The sequence below is a fragment of the Shewanella cyperi genome (genome assembly GCF_017354985.1).
GTDB classification, from domain to species: domain Bacteria; phylum Pseudomonadota; class Gammaproteobacteria; order Enterobacterales; family Shewanellaceae; genus Shewanella; species Shewanella cyperi.
The window spans coordinates 2,817,473-2,832,936 of record NZ_CP071501.1 but is presented as its reverse complement, the minus strand read 5'-3'; the positions used below and the strand labels follow the sequence as shown (position 1 = coordinate 2,832,936).

The 15,464-nt window shown below is 52.7% G+C and carries 13 protein-coding genes; 4 read left to right on the top strand and 9 right to left on the bottom strand.

All coding sequences use genetic code 11. From position 1 onward, the window contains the following. The first annotated feature begins 33 nt into the window (after positions 1 to 33). A complete protein-coding gene (locus JYB84_RS12335; protein ID WP_207320364.1) occupies positions 34 to 1,077 on the top strand; it encodes an alkene reductase in 1,044 nt (347 codons plus the stop codon). A gap of 231 nt (positions 1,078 to 1,308) precedes the next feature. Here JYB84_RS12335 and JYB84_RS12330 read toward each other — a convergent pair whose 3' ends face one another. The 3 genes from JYB84_RS12330 to JYB84_RS12320 form a co-directional block, all read right to left on the bottom strand. Next, positions 1,309 to 1,731 (bottom strand): organic hydroperoxide resistance protein, encoded by a 423-nt coding sequence (locus JYB84_RS12330; RefSeq protein WP_207320363.1) that lies wholly within the window; start codon positions 1,729 to 1,731, stop codon positions 1,309 to 1,311. A gap of 259 nt (positions 1,732 to 1,990) precedes the next feature. Continuing rightward, a complete protein-coding gene (locus JYB84_RS12325) occupies positions 1,991 to 2,425 on the bottom strand; it encodes a MarR family winged helix-turn-helix transcriptional regulator (RefSeq protein ID WP_207320362.1) in 435 nt (144 codons plus the stop codon). 173 nt (positions 2,426 to 2,598) lie between these two features. Next, complete coding sequence (locus tag JYB84_RS12320) at positions 2,599 to 4,965, bottom strand: Lon protease family protein (RefSeq protein ID WP_207320361.1); 2,367 nt, start codon at positions 4,963 to 4,965, stop codon at positions 2,599 to 2,601. 236 nt (positions 4,966 to 5,201) lie between these two features. On the opposite strand from JYB84_RS12320, the gene JYB84_RS12315 reads away from it, so the two are divergent. After that, positions 5,202 to 7,628: a putative bifunctional diguanylate cyclase/phosphodiesterase gene (locus tag JYB84_RS12315; RefSeq protein ID WP_228290766.1), complete on the top strand. Its 2,427-nt coding sequence runs from the start codon at positions 5,202 to 5,204 to the stop codon at positions 7,626 to 7,628. Positions 7,629 to 7,673: 45 nt separating this feature from the next. Then, a complete protein-coding gene (locus JYB84_RS12310; RefSeq protein WP_207320360.1) occupies positions 7,674 to 8,897 on the top strand; it encodes a DEAD/DEAH box helicase in 1,224 nt (407 codons plus the stop codon). Between the two features lie 175 nt (positions 8,898 to 9,072). On the opposite strand, the gene JYB84_RS12305 is transcribed toward JYB84_RS12310, so the two are convergent. Next, positions 9,073 to 9,438, bottom strand: a complete 366-nt coding sequence (locus tag JYB84_RS12305) for a thiol-disulfide oxidoreductase DCC family protein (protein WP_207320359.1) — start codon at positions 9,436 to 9,438, stop codon at positions 9,073 to 9,075. 196 nt (positions 9,439 to 9,634) lie between these two features. Between JYB84_RS12305 and JYB84_RS12300 the strand changes: the two genes are divergently transcribed. Beyond that, positions 9,635 to 9,883: a DUF3297 family protein gene (locus tag JYB84_RS12300; RefSeq protein WP_207323213.1), complete on the top strand. Its 249-nt coding sequence runs from the start codon at positions 9,635 to 9,637 to the stop codon at positions 9,881 to 9,883. A gap of 583 nt (positions 9,884 to 10,466) precedes the next feature. On the opposite strand, the gene JYB84_RS12295 is transcribed toward JYB84_RS12300, so the two are convergent. The 5 genes from JYB84_RS12295 to JYB84_RS12275 all read right to left on the bottom strand — a co-directional run bounded on the left by JYB84_RS12295 (position 10,467) and on the right by JYB84_RS12275 (position 15,394). After that, the gene (locus JYB84_RS12295) at positions 10,467 to 10,733 is read right to left on the bottom strand and encodes a hypothetical protein (RefSeq protein WP_207320358.1); all 267 of its coding nucleotides are present in this window, start codon (positions 10,731 to 10,733) and stop codon (positions 10,467 to 10,469) included. Positions 10,734 to 10,774: 41 nt separating this feature from the next. After that, positions 10,775 to 12,001 (bottom strand): hypothetical protein, encoded by a 1,227-nt coding sequence (locus tag JYB84_RS12290; RefSeq protein ID WP_207320357.1) that lies wholly within the window; start codon positions 11,999 to 12,001, stop codon positions 10,775 to 10,777. Further along, positions 11,976 to 12,185 carry a hypothetical protein gene (locus tag JYB84_RS12285; RefSeq protein ID WP_207320356.1) on the bottom strand — a complete coding sequence of 70 codons (210 nt, stop codon included), beginning with the start codon at positions 12,183 to 12,185 and terminating at the stop codon, positions 11,976 to 11,978. Before JYB84_RS12285 ends, JYB84_RS12290 begins: the two co-directional genes overlap by 26 nt. A gap of 101 nt (positions 12,186 to 12,286) precedes the next feature. Next, positions 12,287 to 13,279: a helix-turn-helix transcriptional regulator gene (locus JYB84_RS12280; RefSeq protein ID WP_207320355.1), complete on the bottom strand. Its 993-nt coding sequence runs from the start codon at positions 13,277 to 13,279 to the stop codon at positions 12,287 to 12,289. A 60-nt stretch (positions 13,280 to 13,339) separates the two neighbouring features. After that, positions 13,340 to 15,394 carry an AAA family ATPase gene (locus JYB84_RS12275; RefSeq protein ID WP_207320354.1) on the bottom strand — a complete coding sequence of 685 codons (2,055 nt, stop codon included), beginning with the start codon at positions 15,392 to 15,394 and terminating at the stop codon, positions 13,340 to 13,342. Positions 15,395 to 15,464: the final 70 nt, after the last annotated feature.

Below are 15,464 nucleotides of genomic sequence, written 5' to 3'. Positions count from 1 at the left end.
TGAGCGCACATTCAAGAAAGGAGTGACCCCTTTATGACAGCCCAACTTTTTCAGCCCTACAGGCTCAATGACTCCCTGGTACTGGACAACCATATTCTGATGGCGCCCCTGACCCGTTGTATGGCCGATGCCGATCTGGTGCCCACCCAGGCCATGGCCGACTACTATGCCCGCCGTGCCGATGCCGGTTTGATTATCAGCGAAGCCACCATTATCCGTCCCGACGGTCAGGGCTACCCCAATACTCCGGGGATTTTTACCCAGGCGCAAATTGACGGCTGGCGTAAGGTTACAGATGCGGTACATGCCAAGGGCGGCAAGATATTTATGCAGCTGTGGCATACGGGCCGGGTAGCTCACCCCTTCTTCTGGGGTGGTGAAGCCCCCATTGCGCCGTCAGCCATTGCCGTGGAAGGCACAGTGCCGAGAATGCGTGAGCTGGTATACCAGATTCCCAAGGCAGTGACTGTCACCGAAATTGCCGAGCTGGTGTCCGATTATGCCAAGGCGGCAGAGAATGCCATCGAAGCCGGTTTTGACGGCGTGGAAATCCACGGCGCCAACGGCTACCTGATTGACCAGTTCCTGCACCACGACAGTAACCGCCGTGAGGATGAATATGGCGGCAGCCCGGAAAACATGAGCCGTTTCGCTCTGGAAGTGGTGGATGCGGTTATTGCCCGTATCGGCCATGAGCGCACCGCGCTGCGCCTGTCGCCCGGCGCCTATTTCAATATGACCGGCGATGCCCGTGACAGGGAAGTATTTGACTATCTGCTGGCTGAACTTGAAGGCCGTCAACTGGCGTACCTGCATGCCGGGATCTTCGACGATGCCATGGAGTTCGATTACCTGGGTGGCCGGGTGTCCGACTATATGCGCGGCAAGTATGGCAAGACCCTGGTGGGTGTCGGCAGCTACACAGCCCACAGCGCCAGCCTGGCCATCAGTGAAGGTCGCTTCAACCTGATTGCCATAGGTCGTCCCTTTATCGCCAACCACGACTATGTGGCCAAGGTGAAGGCGGGCAGTGAGCTGGTGGCCTACTCGGACGAGATGTTGGCCAATCTGTACTGATATGCAATGACACGGGCGTGCCTGGCGCCCGCGGATGCCTACCATCCACTCCAGGTCCCTTGCCCCGTTCCCAAGCGGGGCTTTTTTATGTCCCGCTTTTATGCCCTGCTTGTATTCCCGGTTTGTATTCCAGAGTCTTATGGCCGGCTTGGGAAGGGATAAGTTGCTGCGAAGGCTGCCGCGAGCAGGCATAAAAAAGCCGCCCTGAGGCGGCATTTTTCTTGTTTGGGATCAGATAAGGCTCAGGGTCACATCCACGTTGCCGCGGGTGGCGTTGGAGTAGGGGCACACCTGGTGCGCCTTTTCAATCAGAGCCTGGGCCAGGGCTTGCTCCAGACCCGCAAGCTTAACGCCCAGCTCCACAGCTATGGCAAAACCCACGCCCTTGGGGTTGGCACCTATACCAACCTTGGCCGTGACCTCGGGTTCGTTTGGCAGGCGCAGCTTGTCCTGACCGGCGACAAACTTCAGTGCACCGATAAAGCAGGCCGAATAACCGGCGGCGAACAGCTGCTCCGGATTGGTGCCCGGACCGTCATTGCCACCCAGGGCCTTGGGTGTGCTGAGGCTGACACTCAGGCGACCATCGTCGGAAGCGGATTTTCCTTCGCGACCACCTATGGAGGTGGCGCTGGTGTTGTACAGTGCGTTCATAAGTATTCCTCTTTATATGGGGTAAGTTTGCGCCCGTGAGCCGATGCTATTTCGATAGTAGTTATCTCGGTAATAGTTATTGCAATAACTATATGGTGAAATAAAAAGCCGCTCAGGCGTCTTGCTATTAAAGTTATCGCGATAACTAAATGCACGCAAGCATAATAATCAATGACAGCTTGGTGAGATGGTGTTTTGTGAGCAGGATCACATGGCGGTGTTGAGCTTTTGGGCAATGGCCCTCCGGCTTGGGATTAGGCTAGCTGCCCAACTTACGGCGCAAATTGTCCAGCAACTGCTTGAGCGCCTGCAATTCGGGGATGTCCATGCCGCAGCGGCTGATGATGCATTGATTGACCTCAAGGGCCTGTTGCTCCATAGCCTTACCTGCGTCTGTGAGGGTGATCGCCAGGGAACGCTCGTCCTCGTCGCTGCGGCGCCTTTGCACCAGGCCCTGGTTCTCAAGCCGCTTGATGACTGGGGTCAAGGCTCCCGATTGTTGCCCCAGCCGCTCGGCTATGTCTTTGAGGCCCATACCATCCTGCTCCCAGAGGATCAGCATGATGAGATATTGGGTATAGGTCAGACCCAGGGGTTCCAGCAGCGGCTTGTAGAGTGAGGTCATGGCCAGCGAGGTGGAATAGAGGGCAAAACAGAGCTGGTTGTCCAGAAGCAGGCGTGGATGGCTGGTCATGATGTGTTTCTTCAAAGACTTGAGTGCAGGCACTATAACAAAAGCGACAGAGCAAATGCCACAGAGCAAAAACCGCCGGGCGGGCAAAAAGCCTGGTGGCCCCGATAACAGGCCGCTCTAAAAATAATAACAAAGCCGGGCAGGGGCCCGGCTTTTTGTCTAGGGAGGACTTGTCAGGATTCCAGTGGCTTGAGGCCGCTCAGCCTGAGCCGTGCCAGCCCGAACAGGGTGTCGCTGCCGCTCTCTTCCACATTGCCGGTTTCCATGCCGGTCAGCAGTGACATGGCCTCGGTGACATGATCTATGGCATAGATGTGGAATTCACCGGCATTGACTGCGGCCACTATGTCTTGCCTCAGCATCAGGTTGGCCCGGTTGGCGGCGGGGATGATCACCCCCTGGCCCTTGTGTCTGCCCTTGATGACACAGACATCAAAGAAACCCTCGATTTTCTCGTTGACCCCGCCGATGGGCTGGGCCTCGCCGAACTGGTTCATCGAGCCCGTGATGGCCAGGTCCTGGCGCAGCGGGGCGCCGCTGATGGCGGAGATAATGGCGCAGCATTCGGCCATGGAGGCGCTGTCACCGTCGACACCGCTGTAGGACTGCTCGAAGGTCAGGTAGGTGGTCAGCGGTATGTGGGCGGTTTTGCCGAGCACCGACGACAGGTAGGCCGTCAGGATCCACACCCCCTTGGTGTGGATGCGGCCACCGAGCTTGACCTTGTATTCGATATCGAGGATTTCTCCCTTGCCATAGGCGGTGGCGGCCGTGACCCGGTTGGGCACCCCAAACTCGTGATCCGAGGTGGCTATCACAGACAAGGCATTGATCTGGCCCACCACCTGTCCTGTGGTGTCGAGCAGTGTGGTGCCGTTTTTAAACTGCTGCATGATTTGATCTTTAAGGCGGCATACCCTCAGCTCCTGGTTGGCCAGGGCCTGCTCTATGTGCTCCCGCGCCATCAGCTCGGCACCGGCGCTGCGGGCGCAGTAATTGCTCTCCCTGAGCAGGTTGGCAATATTGGCCGAATGCAGCGACAGTTTGGTCTGATCTTCCGCCTGGCGGGAGCTGTACTCTATCACCCGCGACATGGCGCCGGGGGTGCAGTGCAGCATCTGATTGTCGTGCACTATGCTGGAGATAAATCGGGCATACATGGACTCGGATTCGGGGCTGCGCGGCATCACGTCCTCAAAGTCGGCGGTCACCCGGAACAGCTCGCTGAAGTCGGGATCGTAATGCTGCAGCAGCTGGTAGGTTTGGTAGTCGCCGAACAGGATGATCTTCACATCCAGAGCTATGGGCTCGGGGGCCAGGGAGATGGCGCCGGACAGGGACACTTCCCGCTCCAGGGAGCTCAGGTCCAGCTGCCGTGAACGCAGTGCTTTTTTCAGGCCATCCCAAACGTAGGGACGTTCCAGTACCTTGATGGCGTCCATCAGCAGCACGCCGCCGTTGGCCTTGTGCAGGCTGCCGGGGCGGATCAGGGTAAAGTCGGTAAATACCGTGCCCTTGAAGGTGGCGCTTTCCACATAGCCGAACAGGGTGTGGTAGTTGGGGCTTTCTTCCACCACCACGGGAAACTTGTGCTCGTCCTGGTTGACCAGCACATTGACCTGATAACGGCGGGGCATCTTTTTATCCAGCGAGGCGTAGGCCAGCGCCAGTTGCTCCTCGCTCTCCTCCAGGAAGATGTCCAGGTTGTCCAATATGTCCTTTTGCATGGCGGTCAGGAAGCCGCGCACCTCGGGCTGGCTGCGGTACTTGTCCTTGAGCGGCTTGAAAAAGTGGGTCAGCACTTCTTTGGCCACCTGCTCATCGTGTTCCTGCTGCTTGTTGGAAAACTCCTCTTCCCATTCGGTCAGCTGGCGTATGATGCCACGCAGGCGTTTCTCCAGCTGCTTGATGGCGCTCTCGAAACGGTTGCGCTCGGCCTCATCCAGGGCATCGTAGCTCTCGTCGGTGTGGGGCTCCTCGCCGTTCATGGCAATGAGTTGGTAATCCCCCTGTACCGTTAGTGACAGGCTGATGTTCTCCGCCTTGGCTTCCTCGGTCAGCTCGGTCAGGGCCGCCTGCTGCTGCTTGGCCAACTCTGTTTTGAGCTTGTCGGCGCGGGAATAATACATCTCATTGTCGAAAGCCAACGGCAACGCCTTGACCAGGCGCAGCATCAGTTTTTCCATTTCCTTCCTGAAGGTGTTGGCTGTGCCCGCCGGCAGCTTCAACACTTTTGGGCTGCGGGTGTCATCAAAATTGACCACATAGCACCAGTCGTGCAGGCTGTGCTCCTCGAACTCGTGGCGCTTGAGGTAGCGCAGCATCATGGTGCGCTTGCCCAGACCGTTCTGGCCTATGGCATAAATGTTGTAGCCCTTCTCACGGATGGACATGGCAAACTCCACCGCACTCTGGGCTCTTTCCTGACCAATAATGTCGTCCAGCGGTGGCAGCTGGGCAGTTGAGCTGAAATCAGTGCCCAGCGCGTCCAGATTGGCGCAGCGGTACAGTTGCTCGCCCGTGAGAGTCGTGATGGCCATGGCCGTTCCTTGTTGAATAATGCTTTTACTGACAATAAGATGGCTGGAGGCGCAACGCAAACACTCCCTTGCCGACTGCTGCAATTTTATCCGCTGCTGGCCCGATTGACCTCTCGAGGCTGCCACTTGTTTGGCGAATTGTCCTGCCAGGGTTACACTGGCGTCCTATACATGATGTGGCGAATGATCGCAGGCTACCGGATACTGAAAGTATTCTGATCTCAAAGGAATTAGCATTGACTCATCAACGTGTGGTTTGGCACCCGGAGATGCTGGACTTATGTCGCCGGCAATTGGACATACTGGAACGGGCAACGGGCCGGGATGTCTGCCTGCGGGACTGCGAAGGTCTGGTGCTGTGTGGCAGTGAGTCAGGAATAGGCCTGTGGCACGATATTGCGGTTGACTGTGGCCAGGGTGACAACCCCCGTCTGGTGGTGGCCTGTATTGGCTTGGGGCCGGGCGGCAAATGCAGTGACGAGCTTGCTGATGGTCTGTTGCTGATGGCCTGTGACAGCCTGGGGCAGTTGATTGGCCGCAGTGGTTTGACTCCCATGCACCACAGCCTCAGTGACGCCGGCCCCGATGCCATGGAGTTGCTGCAAAATTATATCGATTCTTTCCACGAACACATCTGGATTAAAGACACCAGCGGCGTTTATCGCATCTGCAATATCAGCGCCTCTCTTTCCTGGGGCAAGCCGCTGGGCGAGATTGTCGGCAAAAGCGACGATGAGCTCAATCCCGATAATGCCGACAGTTTTGTCAGCACCGATGCCGAAGCCATTCGCCGTGGCGTACCCATAGTGGTGGCCGAGTGCGTCGATAGGGATCTGCACAAGGGCCGTATCTGGCTCGAAACCACCAAGGCCCCCATGCTGGACAGGGACGGCCGCCTGCTTGGCATTATCGGTATTACTCGCGATATCGCCCGCTACAAGGCCGCCGAGGAACAGTTACTGTTGGCGCGGCGGGTATTCGAGAACTCGGTGGAAGGGGTGATGATCACCGACCGCCATGGCAAGATCAGCGAAATCAACGGCGCCTTCTTTGATATCACCGGCTACAGTCGCGAAGAGGTCATAGGCAAGAATCCGCGTATGCTCAGCTCGGGTCGCCATGAAAAGGCTTTCTTTGCCAAAATGTGGCAATCGCTGCTTACAGAAGGTCAATGGCACGGCGAGATCTGGAACCGGCGCAAGGACGGTAATCTGTTTCCACAGCAGATCCGCATCAGCGCCGTGTACGGCGACAACGAGGAAGTGCAGTACTTTGTGGCGGTGTTTTCCGACATTTCGCGCCAGAAGCAGAGCGAGGCCGAACTGGCCCACATGGCCTATCACGATCCGCTGACCCGCCTGCCCAACCGTATAAAGCTGGCCACAGTGATGGAGCAGCAACTGCGCACGGCGTTGCACCATGGTCAGCAATTGGCGCTGGTGCTCATCGACGTCGATTTGTTCAAACACATCAACGACAGCTTCGGCCACCTCATCGGGGATGAAGTGCTGCTGGAGCTGTCAAAACGCCTGGATGACAGCGTCAGCTCCGAAGACATGTTGGCCCGCATCGGCGGCGATGAATTCGTCTTGCTGTGCAACATAGACAATAACGAGGATGCCTCGCTGGCGGTCAGTCGCCTCAAACGCGCCTTCGAGCAGCCTTTCAGGGTCAGTACCGGTGATGAGCTCAGGCTCACCGCCAGCATGGGCATAGCCACCTTCCCCAATGACGGTGGCGATCCCGATACCCTGCTGCGCAATGCCGATGCCGCCATGTACCGCGCCAAGCAGGAAGGGCGCAACAGCCACGCCTTCTATACCGAGCAGCTGACCAAGGCCTCCGTGGTTCAGCTCAGGATGCAAAGCGCCCTCTATGGTGCCCTGGCATCCAATGCCTTCCATCTGGTGTATCAGCCCAAGGTGGATTTGAGCAGTCGCAAGGCCATGGGCTTCGAAGCGCTGATCCGCTGGCACGATCCCTTGCTGGGCTTTGTCTCACCTGCGGTCTTCATTCCCATTGCCGAATCCGCCGGGCTTATTCATGAAATAGGCCTCTGGGTGCTGCGCCAGGCCTGTATGCAGGGGCGGCGCTGGCTTGATGCCGGTTATGAGATAGGCCGGATTGGCGTCAACGTCGCCGGGCCCCAACTGCATCGCCCGGGTTTTGTTGAGGAAGTGCAGCAGGTGCTCCGTGATACCGGCTTCCCCGCCGCATGCCTGGAGCTGGAAATCACCGAAAGCATGATGATGCAGGAACCCGAGCAGGTGATAGACACCCTCAAACGGTTGGGCGATCTTGGTATTATGCTGGCGGTGGATGACTTCGGTACCGGCTATTCATCGCTCAACTATTTGAAAAAACTTCCAATTCACATTCTGAAAATCGATCAGTCCTTTGTGCGGGATCTGCCGGATGACAGCGACAACGGTGCTATCGCCGGGGCCATCATTGCCATGGGGCAGGCGCTGCGGTTGCAGGTCATTGCCGAAGGGGTGGAAACCGAGGCCCAGGCCAGGTTCCTCAGCGCGCTTGGCTGTCAGCAGGCCCAGGGCTATCTGTTTGCCAAGCCTGCGGCAGCGGAAGATCTGGGGGCGTTTTTGCTTCCTCCCCCGGTCGCTGCCGGGCAAAAGCCGGTTACCAATGCTGGAAAAGACCGCTGATTTTGCTAGGATCCGCCCCCTGATGTATTAACAGCGGATCCTGCCATGTCCTTTCACTCCTTTGCCCTGCCTGAATCCCTGCTGGCCAATCTGCAGCGTCTCGGATTCTCCGAGCCCACGCCCGTGCAGGCGCGGGCCATCCCGGCCCTGTTGGCGGGCAAGGATCTCCTGGTCAAGGCCCAAACCGGCACCGGCAAAACCGCGGCCTTTGGTCTGCCGCTGCTTAGCCAACTGCTGAATGAGCCCGCCATGGCATTGAACCTGCCGGCCCCCAGGGCCCTGGTGTTGACTCCGACCCGGGAGCTGGCGCAGCAGGTGTATGACAGCCTGCGAGACTATGGTCGCGGCAGCGGCCTCAAGTTGGCCCTGGTCTATGGCGGCGTGCCATTGGAAGGCCAGCTCAAGCAACTCAAAGATGGCGTGGATTTGTTGGTGGCGACCCCGGGACGCCTGCTCGATCATCTTAAAAAACGCACCCTGAGGCTCGACAAGGTGCAGTTTCTGGTGTTTGACGAGGCCGATCGCATGCTCGACATGGGCTTTGAGGATGAGATCCGCGCCCTGATGAAAAAGCTGCCCGCCGAGCGCTGCACCGCGCTGTTCTCCGCCACCTTTAACGACGGTATCTGGCGCCTGGCAAAGAATCTGCTGACTGAGCCCGAACACATAGAATTGGCCCACTGCGAGGACACCGCCGCCCGTATTGAGGAGCGGGTGTTCAACATAGATGCCCCAAGGCGGCACGAGATAGTGGCCCATCTGCTGAAGACCAACCCCTGGTCACAGGTGCTGATCTTCAGTCGCACCAAACAGGGGGCCGATGCCCTGGTGGACAGCCTTGCCCGGCAGGACATTGCCGCCGTGGCCCTGCATGCGGATCTTTCCCAAAGCCAGCGTGAGCGCAACTACAGCGATTTTCGCCAGGGCCAATGCCGGGTGCTGGTGGCCACCGACGTGGCAGCGCGGGGGCTGGATGTGGAAGCCTTGCCCTGTGTCATCAATCTGGAGCTGCCGTTCAAACGCGAAGACTATGTACACCGTATTGGTCGCACCGGCCGGGCAGGGGCCAATGGTCTGGCTATCACCTTGCTGGCGCCTGAGGATCTGCGCCTGCTGGAGGAGCTGGAGGCCATGCTCGACAGGCGTCTACCCCAGCAATGGCTGCCGGGGTTCGAACCGGATCTCAACGCTCCGTCCCCGGAAGGCCGCAGTCTCAGCCGCGCCGCCCAGCGCCAGCGCGCCAAAAAGCGCGCCATGGGGCGCAAGTAGCTTTAGCAGCGGAAAGGATTGGCTAAACAAGTGGTAAAACTCGGCTTGTTAAGTCACGCCGCCTTGGGAAAGCCGCGCAGGGCAGTGTGGATTGGGTACTGTGGATAGGGCTGCATGGATTGAGTAGTGTCATGTGGCCGATAACTGGTTTTTCAACCCATGCAATGCCGAGTCTTCAGCCGCGACCCGTACGCTCCAGGCGCTCACTCACCATCTTGTGATACAGGCGTGACAGCCAGGGACGAATAAAGGGCAGGCCGATAAACCAGGCCAGGGGTTTAAGCAACCACACCCGCTGCATTAGCAATATGTAGGCATCCATTTCCACGTGCAGCTGTTGCTGCTCATCGCGCACATGCAGTTCCCGCAGCGCCTTCTTGGGATCGATTCCCAACTGACACAGGGCGTCATCCTTTCCTGTTATATCGAACCACTCCACCTCGGCACCTTGTTTACCGGCCAGTTTTTCATAATTAGCCCTGTCCCGCACACAGGTAGGGCAGGCTCCGTCGTAATACACGGTCAAATGTTTTTGGGCCATAACTCCTCCGTGAATTTGTCACTGGAATTTGGGATTCACTTGTATCATACCGCCATTCGTGACAATGCCCCAAAGCTACAATTTTAGCTCTCTCGAATGTGCGCCGTCTCTTTTGCTACCGCTATTGAGCCCCCGACTGGGATTGCCTACAATGGCGCACGATTTTTATTTTGCAATTGATGAGCAGATAACGAGCATGAACGACACTAAATCACAGCCTGCATTACCGGACCGCCTTTCCATCAACCCCCGCAGCCCACACAATGTGGCCGCCGTGTTTGAGCACGATATCGGAATCAAGATCAACGGCAAAGAGCGTTTTGATGTTGAAGAATATTGCATCAGTGAAGGTTGGATTAAGGTTGCATCCCGCAAAGCCCTGGACCGCCGTGGCCAACCGCTGCTGATGACCATCAAAGGCACTGTGGAAGCTTTCTACAAGTAAGCCTTTCTGAAGTAAGTCATTCTGGCAGCTTTGAATGTGTTATGGCGTTAAAAAGACAGGGCTGAGCCCTGTCTTTTTTATTTTGATATCAAAGGTATGTGGCCTGTTTCACCGAAAAGCACAAAGAAAAAGGGCCATCCGTGTGGATGGCCCTTTTTATCTAGGTTTGGTGGGGCGTCATCTGAACTGGGTTCATATTGCGCTGATAGTAATGCATAAATAGCTGTTCAGATTTTGCCTGTGTATCTACCTGTGTATCTAAATTGAAAACTGTTCAAAAATGCACCTTCAAGGCGCCAGGTAATGATCTTTAGCGAAATTAGCTGTTGGGCGGAAAAAACTTAATGCTGCCTTGGCGAAGGATATCATCAATGACAATATGACAGCCAAATAGGTCGTGGTCACCTTTAAGCAGATTCCTTCAAACATCGAGGTCCGAGTTGAGGACACGTTCAGCGGTATCACGTGTCCAAAGTCGGTTGGTTCATGACAACCAAGCATTGCTTCAACAAAATGGCATCGAGCTACAGGTTGGTAACAACCGGTAGCTCTCAGTGTTCTGAATGCACTGCCAAAGTTTAATTTACTTGCGCGCTTCTTTTTTTTCTGTGGCCTCACGCTTATATGCACGTTCGCTGATCCATCCCAGTACAAAAAGCCCAAATGTGCATGGCGGGGCAATCAACAACGTGGTTTCTGGTACAATACGACTGAACACTAACAACAAGACAATCATAAATACACCAGCTGAGCAAAGCAGCGCCATATACCAATATAGTACTGTGTCAGACAGGTAAAAAATGACCTTTAACAACTCTTCACTTGTACTATTTCTGTTGATTTTTGACATACTGTAATCCTCCAATAAATTAACTTATTAGTGATATAGGATTAGTACCCTTCCATAAACAATATTGCCTCAAGCTCGCGCAGGGTAATTGTTGTATCAAACCCATAACTCAGCGGGTTTTTATTAATGTGAGATACAATATCCTGGCACAATTGATTAGCGGCTATTTGAGCTGACCATTTCTGGTAACCATTTGGCCATACGTTGTGCAGTGGCCTTGGTCTACTTCCACCTCGACCATTTACAAACCCCAAACCTTTGTATTTTGACCAATCTGGTGAGCTCACAAATGTCTGATATGCGCTATCAATAATACTGGTTAGTGCAGCTGCCACACGGGAATCAAAGATAATAAAAGTGTCAGGTCGCGCGATAGCATACAGCTTGGTATAAGCGCTATTTATTCTGAAATTACTGCTTGGAATATTACCACTATCCAATGCATGCAGAACTGAAAATACCTGTTGCTTCAAGTCTATTGCTGCAATGTCAGGTAGCTTTACACCACCCCACTTGCAAATTTTGCTGAATAATTCCAGTAGCTTATCGGCGCTATTCGGATGTTCTTTGTTCTGCTCTATCGTCTTGAACTCAGCAACATACTGATGAAGTTCTTGCTGCGTGCTTTCCCAGCTTACTGATAAGTCTGGCCAAAAATAGGCATTTAACCGCTGTTTTAATCCATTTGCGGGCTTGACTGGATGCTTTTTATTTTGCTTCTTGAAAAAGTACTGAAATGGCGACTGCTGTAGATAATCAGCAATAAACCCGGCAATACTTTTTGCTCCAATGATTGGTGCAAATTCAAAATGGATTGGCTCAGACTCTTCGTTGTCTTGGTAAGGGATCTCATCATCAACAGCTGGGGCATGCAACTGCTCCGGTGAGCATATTACGCTATACACACCAGGTGCTACTCGAATGAATTGCTCTTTTTGTCCATTCTGAACGTGCTTACCTGCTGGCTTTCCATTTGCGTCAATTGCCAAGTTTGCAAGCATGGTGTCGAGCGTACTGCGTTTGTAGGTTTTTTCACCCACTTGATACATACCATCAGTTGTTGGTTTTTTTCTTAAATCTGCTGACTTGAATTGTGCTGGTATAGTGCGATCTTGGATCTCTTTTAAAATTTCAGTGTAAAGTGCCATATAGTTAATCCTTGATATTAAATTCCAACTACGGTAAGCGTTATTAAATTGTTTTAATTCCCGCTGCAACAGCTTTAGATACTTTGCTTTTACTTTAATTTTTGAGATGCTCAGGGTCATCGAAGTCTTCTTCAACTTGAAGATCCGATGCCAGTATTGCGCTTAATAGCAATTTGGCTTCTTCTGTTAATGGTGTGAATTGTGTTAACTCCTTAACGATGGGGAACAGCGTCAGCCCAGAGTGAAAGCCAAGTTGTTTCAGTGGCACTACCAGCTTTTTAAATACAGCAATTGCTTCGTTCATACATACCTCGTGGGTGTTGACTGGCCACAAGCAGTTATTTGAGACAACTTTAGCAATAGGTAGCTTCATAAAGTGAAGCTATCTATTCGTTGTTTAAATATTTATTGCTGATAGCGATTAAGGCAGGCATGTAGCTCTTGTATCATTTCGCTACGCAATAGATCCGGCGCGATAACCTCTACTTGTTCACCAAAGCCACGCAGAAATTTTCTAAGCTCTACAGTGTTACGCACCGTTGCATGAATTTCGCGGCAATTGTTACTGAGCTCATGCAGCTGCATATTGTCACTGAGCGGTGTTTCTTCCAGCCTTCGGCCAGCATTACCATAAAACCTGACAACGAGATCAATTACCGGAGAGTCTGCACCGAAGGAGCCAATCTGATGCGTTTCACAGTAAGTGCGTAAATCCACATCGACAGGCAAGCCTTCAAGTAAGCTAATATGCTCGCCGAGCTCGGCATTGCGAATGCTCAGCATGGCATAGGTAACCGGTGCGGTTTTTTTACTGCCACGTTCAATAGCCAGCACATACACTTTTTCTGCTTTGGTCATTAATCCCCAGGGCACCAGTGTAACTCTGCGGGTTATGCCTTTTAGAGTGGTGTAGTCACAACTAAAGGTCCTGTCCTCTTCTATCGCCTGATACACCACAGTAACAACTTCAGGATTCAGCTTTGGTGGCTGCCAAACGCTGGAGGGAGCGATGTAAATCTTACGCAGCCAGTTACCTTTGTTCACTGGCAACTGCTGCATCACATCGTTCAGCTGTCGCTGCAGGCCTGAAGGAAGACGCTGTTGTATTACATCCTGCAACACACTTAACTGTTGCAACAGGTAACTAAGTTGTGTTTCAGGCTCACAAGATTTCCAAAACCGCCACTCTTTACCGTATTGCTGGGCATGAATTTTACCAGGTTTATCGGCCTCTAATTTTGCAAGCTGCCGCCTTATCTTCTGCGCTTTATGCTTATCGCAATCACATTTTTGCAATGCCTCATGCTGGTTTAGCCTTTCGCTAAGCGATGCTACGCTGAGTGCATATTGCTCATTTGTCGGCAAATTGCGGTAAATGGCTTCACCCAGTGATTCCATAAAAATCCCTTCGACAGATAATTTTGCTTTTTATACAACAACATCCTTGTTGTAGATAGTTTATTGTACGAAGCCAATCGCTTTAGTTGGTGGCTGTCTGAATTGCGTCTCTGCAACTAAAGCTCTAACGATGGCGTCATCATTCCATTCATGGCTTGGCTGCAAGCTCAGTTGGCGCTTGAGCACAGCAAAATCTGCTGGCGTGAGCTTGAGTGTGCCTAGCTGTTGCTGGGATGGGGTTATTCCTGCAGGCAAGCCGAATGTTTGCTGCAGCTCCGTAAAAAGTTGGCCAGCCTGGGCGACAGTTAAATAATCCAACTGAATTTTCATATCAAAGCGGCGCAAAGCTGCTGGATCCAGTGCATCTATAAAGTTGGTGGTACATATTAAGGCCCCCCGATACTGGTCAAGTTGTGCCAGCAGCTCGTTGGTCATGGTTTTCTGCCAGTTTCGCTCCGCCTGCTCACGTTTACAAAGAAAGCTATCCACTTCATCCAATAGTAAAATAGCGCCTCCACGCTCGGCCTCGGCAAACGCATTAGCAATGGCCTTTTCGGTTTCCCCAACAAAGCTTCCCAGTAAATCGCTGGCCTTTTTTTGCACTAACGGCCTTTTTGCCTGCTGTGCCAAGAAAGTCGCAAAGCTGCTTTTACCTGTGCCCGGCGGGCCATAAAGGCACAAACGTAGATCGGGTATGCAGTTTAATTGCTTGGCCAACTCCGCCATACATACTGTTGTATTGTAATAAGCTGGATTTATCTCAATCTGATTGGCATTTCGCCGGCTCCTGCCGAAACGGGCTTTCAACAGCGGGTTCAATATCAAATCAAAATCGCGCTCTTTCTCTGATGGTGCAGAGTCAGTCAGTGCCGCATGACTTTGTGCGAGGCATGATAACAGTGCTGGTGTGATTTGCTCATCGCTGGCTAGTTCAGAAATATATTGGCTACTGACACCGGTATCTGCCAGATAGCGCTGTGCAATGTTTTGCCTAATCTCTTGCGGTGGAGTTTCAACGTTAATGATCTGACTAAAGCGTCTAAGCTGAGCAGCATCAAAATGGCGAATACTGTTACATATCCAAATACAAGGCGTTGCATTTGTTTCCAGTAGTTGGTTGATAGCCATTTTAAGTGCATCATTATTGCCAACGGTTATGCCTACTTTACTTGGCAGTACATCATCAGCTTCATCAAATATCAGAACTCTGCCGCCACTGGTAGCATATAACCGCTGGCACATCAGCAAGGCATTAAGCCGAGATTTTGCTCCGTGCACGTCCACACCAGAAAAAGCGCTCACCCCCATCACGTGTTGGCTTACTTGGTAGCCAAGCCATTTTGCCAGCTCCGTTTTACCCGTACCTGGGGGACCGTACAATAAAAAGTTCGCCCCAGTTTGGTGCTGATTAAGAGCGTATGACAACAAGCGTTGCATTAGTTTCACCGCATCAGCAAGATGTGAAAAATCGTCGGCATTGAGCCGTGGCGCATCAACTGGATGACTGAATTTTTGCAGTAATTCTTTTGGGTTGCAGTCTTTGGTAAAGAGTTTGTTAAATACCCAAAGGGATCTGAAGTTATCAGCCAAATCATTTCCACGCTCCATTGTGACCAGATTACATAAAGCTAAGGTTGATGTTGGCATCAGTGCCACTTCAACATCTGCGGCATCCGTTTTTAAACAATGCGCAACCAGTTCAAACAGGTCATTTCTGGTTGTGTAATATCTCGAAGCTCGGACATCGCTGAACACCAAGCGCCAGCTTCTGGTTATTAATACAAAACGGAAAATTTTAACTTCAAGTGCTTTTAAACCAATTAGATTGCCAAATTGCTGAATATTACTATCGAGCGGCAGCGGCGGCTGTGCGGCGATATGCTCATCCAGAATACTGATTAGTTGGTCATAACTTACAGTCGACTCGTCAGCTATTAGCAATTCAATAAACTCTTCTTTAAAACCAAGAGATTCCAGAGCCTTGGCACAACGATAACGGTAGAAATGTTGCTGTATTTGTAAGACCCAACGAACAGCGATGGCTAAATCTGCCGATATGGCTGAGTTTATGCAGTAGTTTGGTTCGTTAGGTGACGTTAAAAAGACAGGTTCCATAGGCTGACCTCCTGGTAGTTTGATCTGAACTGTACCTGCACATGGCTTCAAAAAATGAAGCTAATAAGTG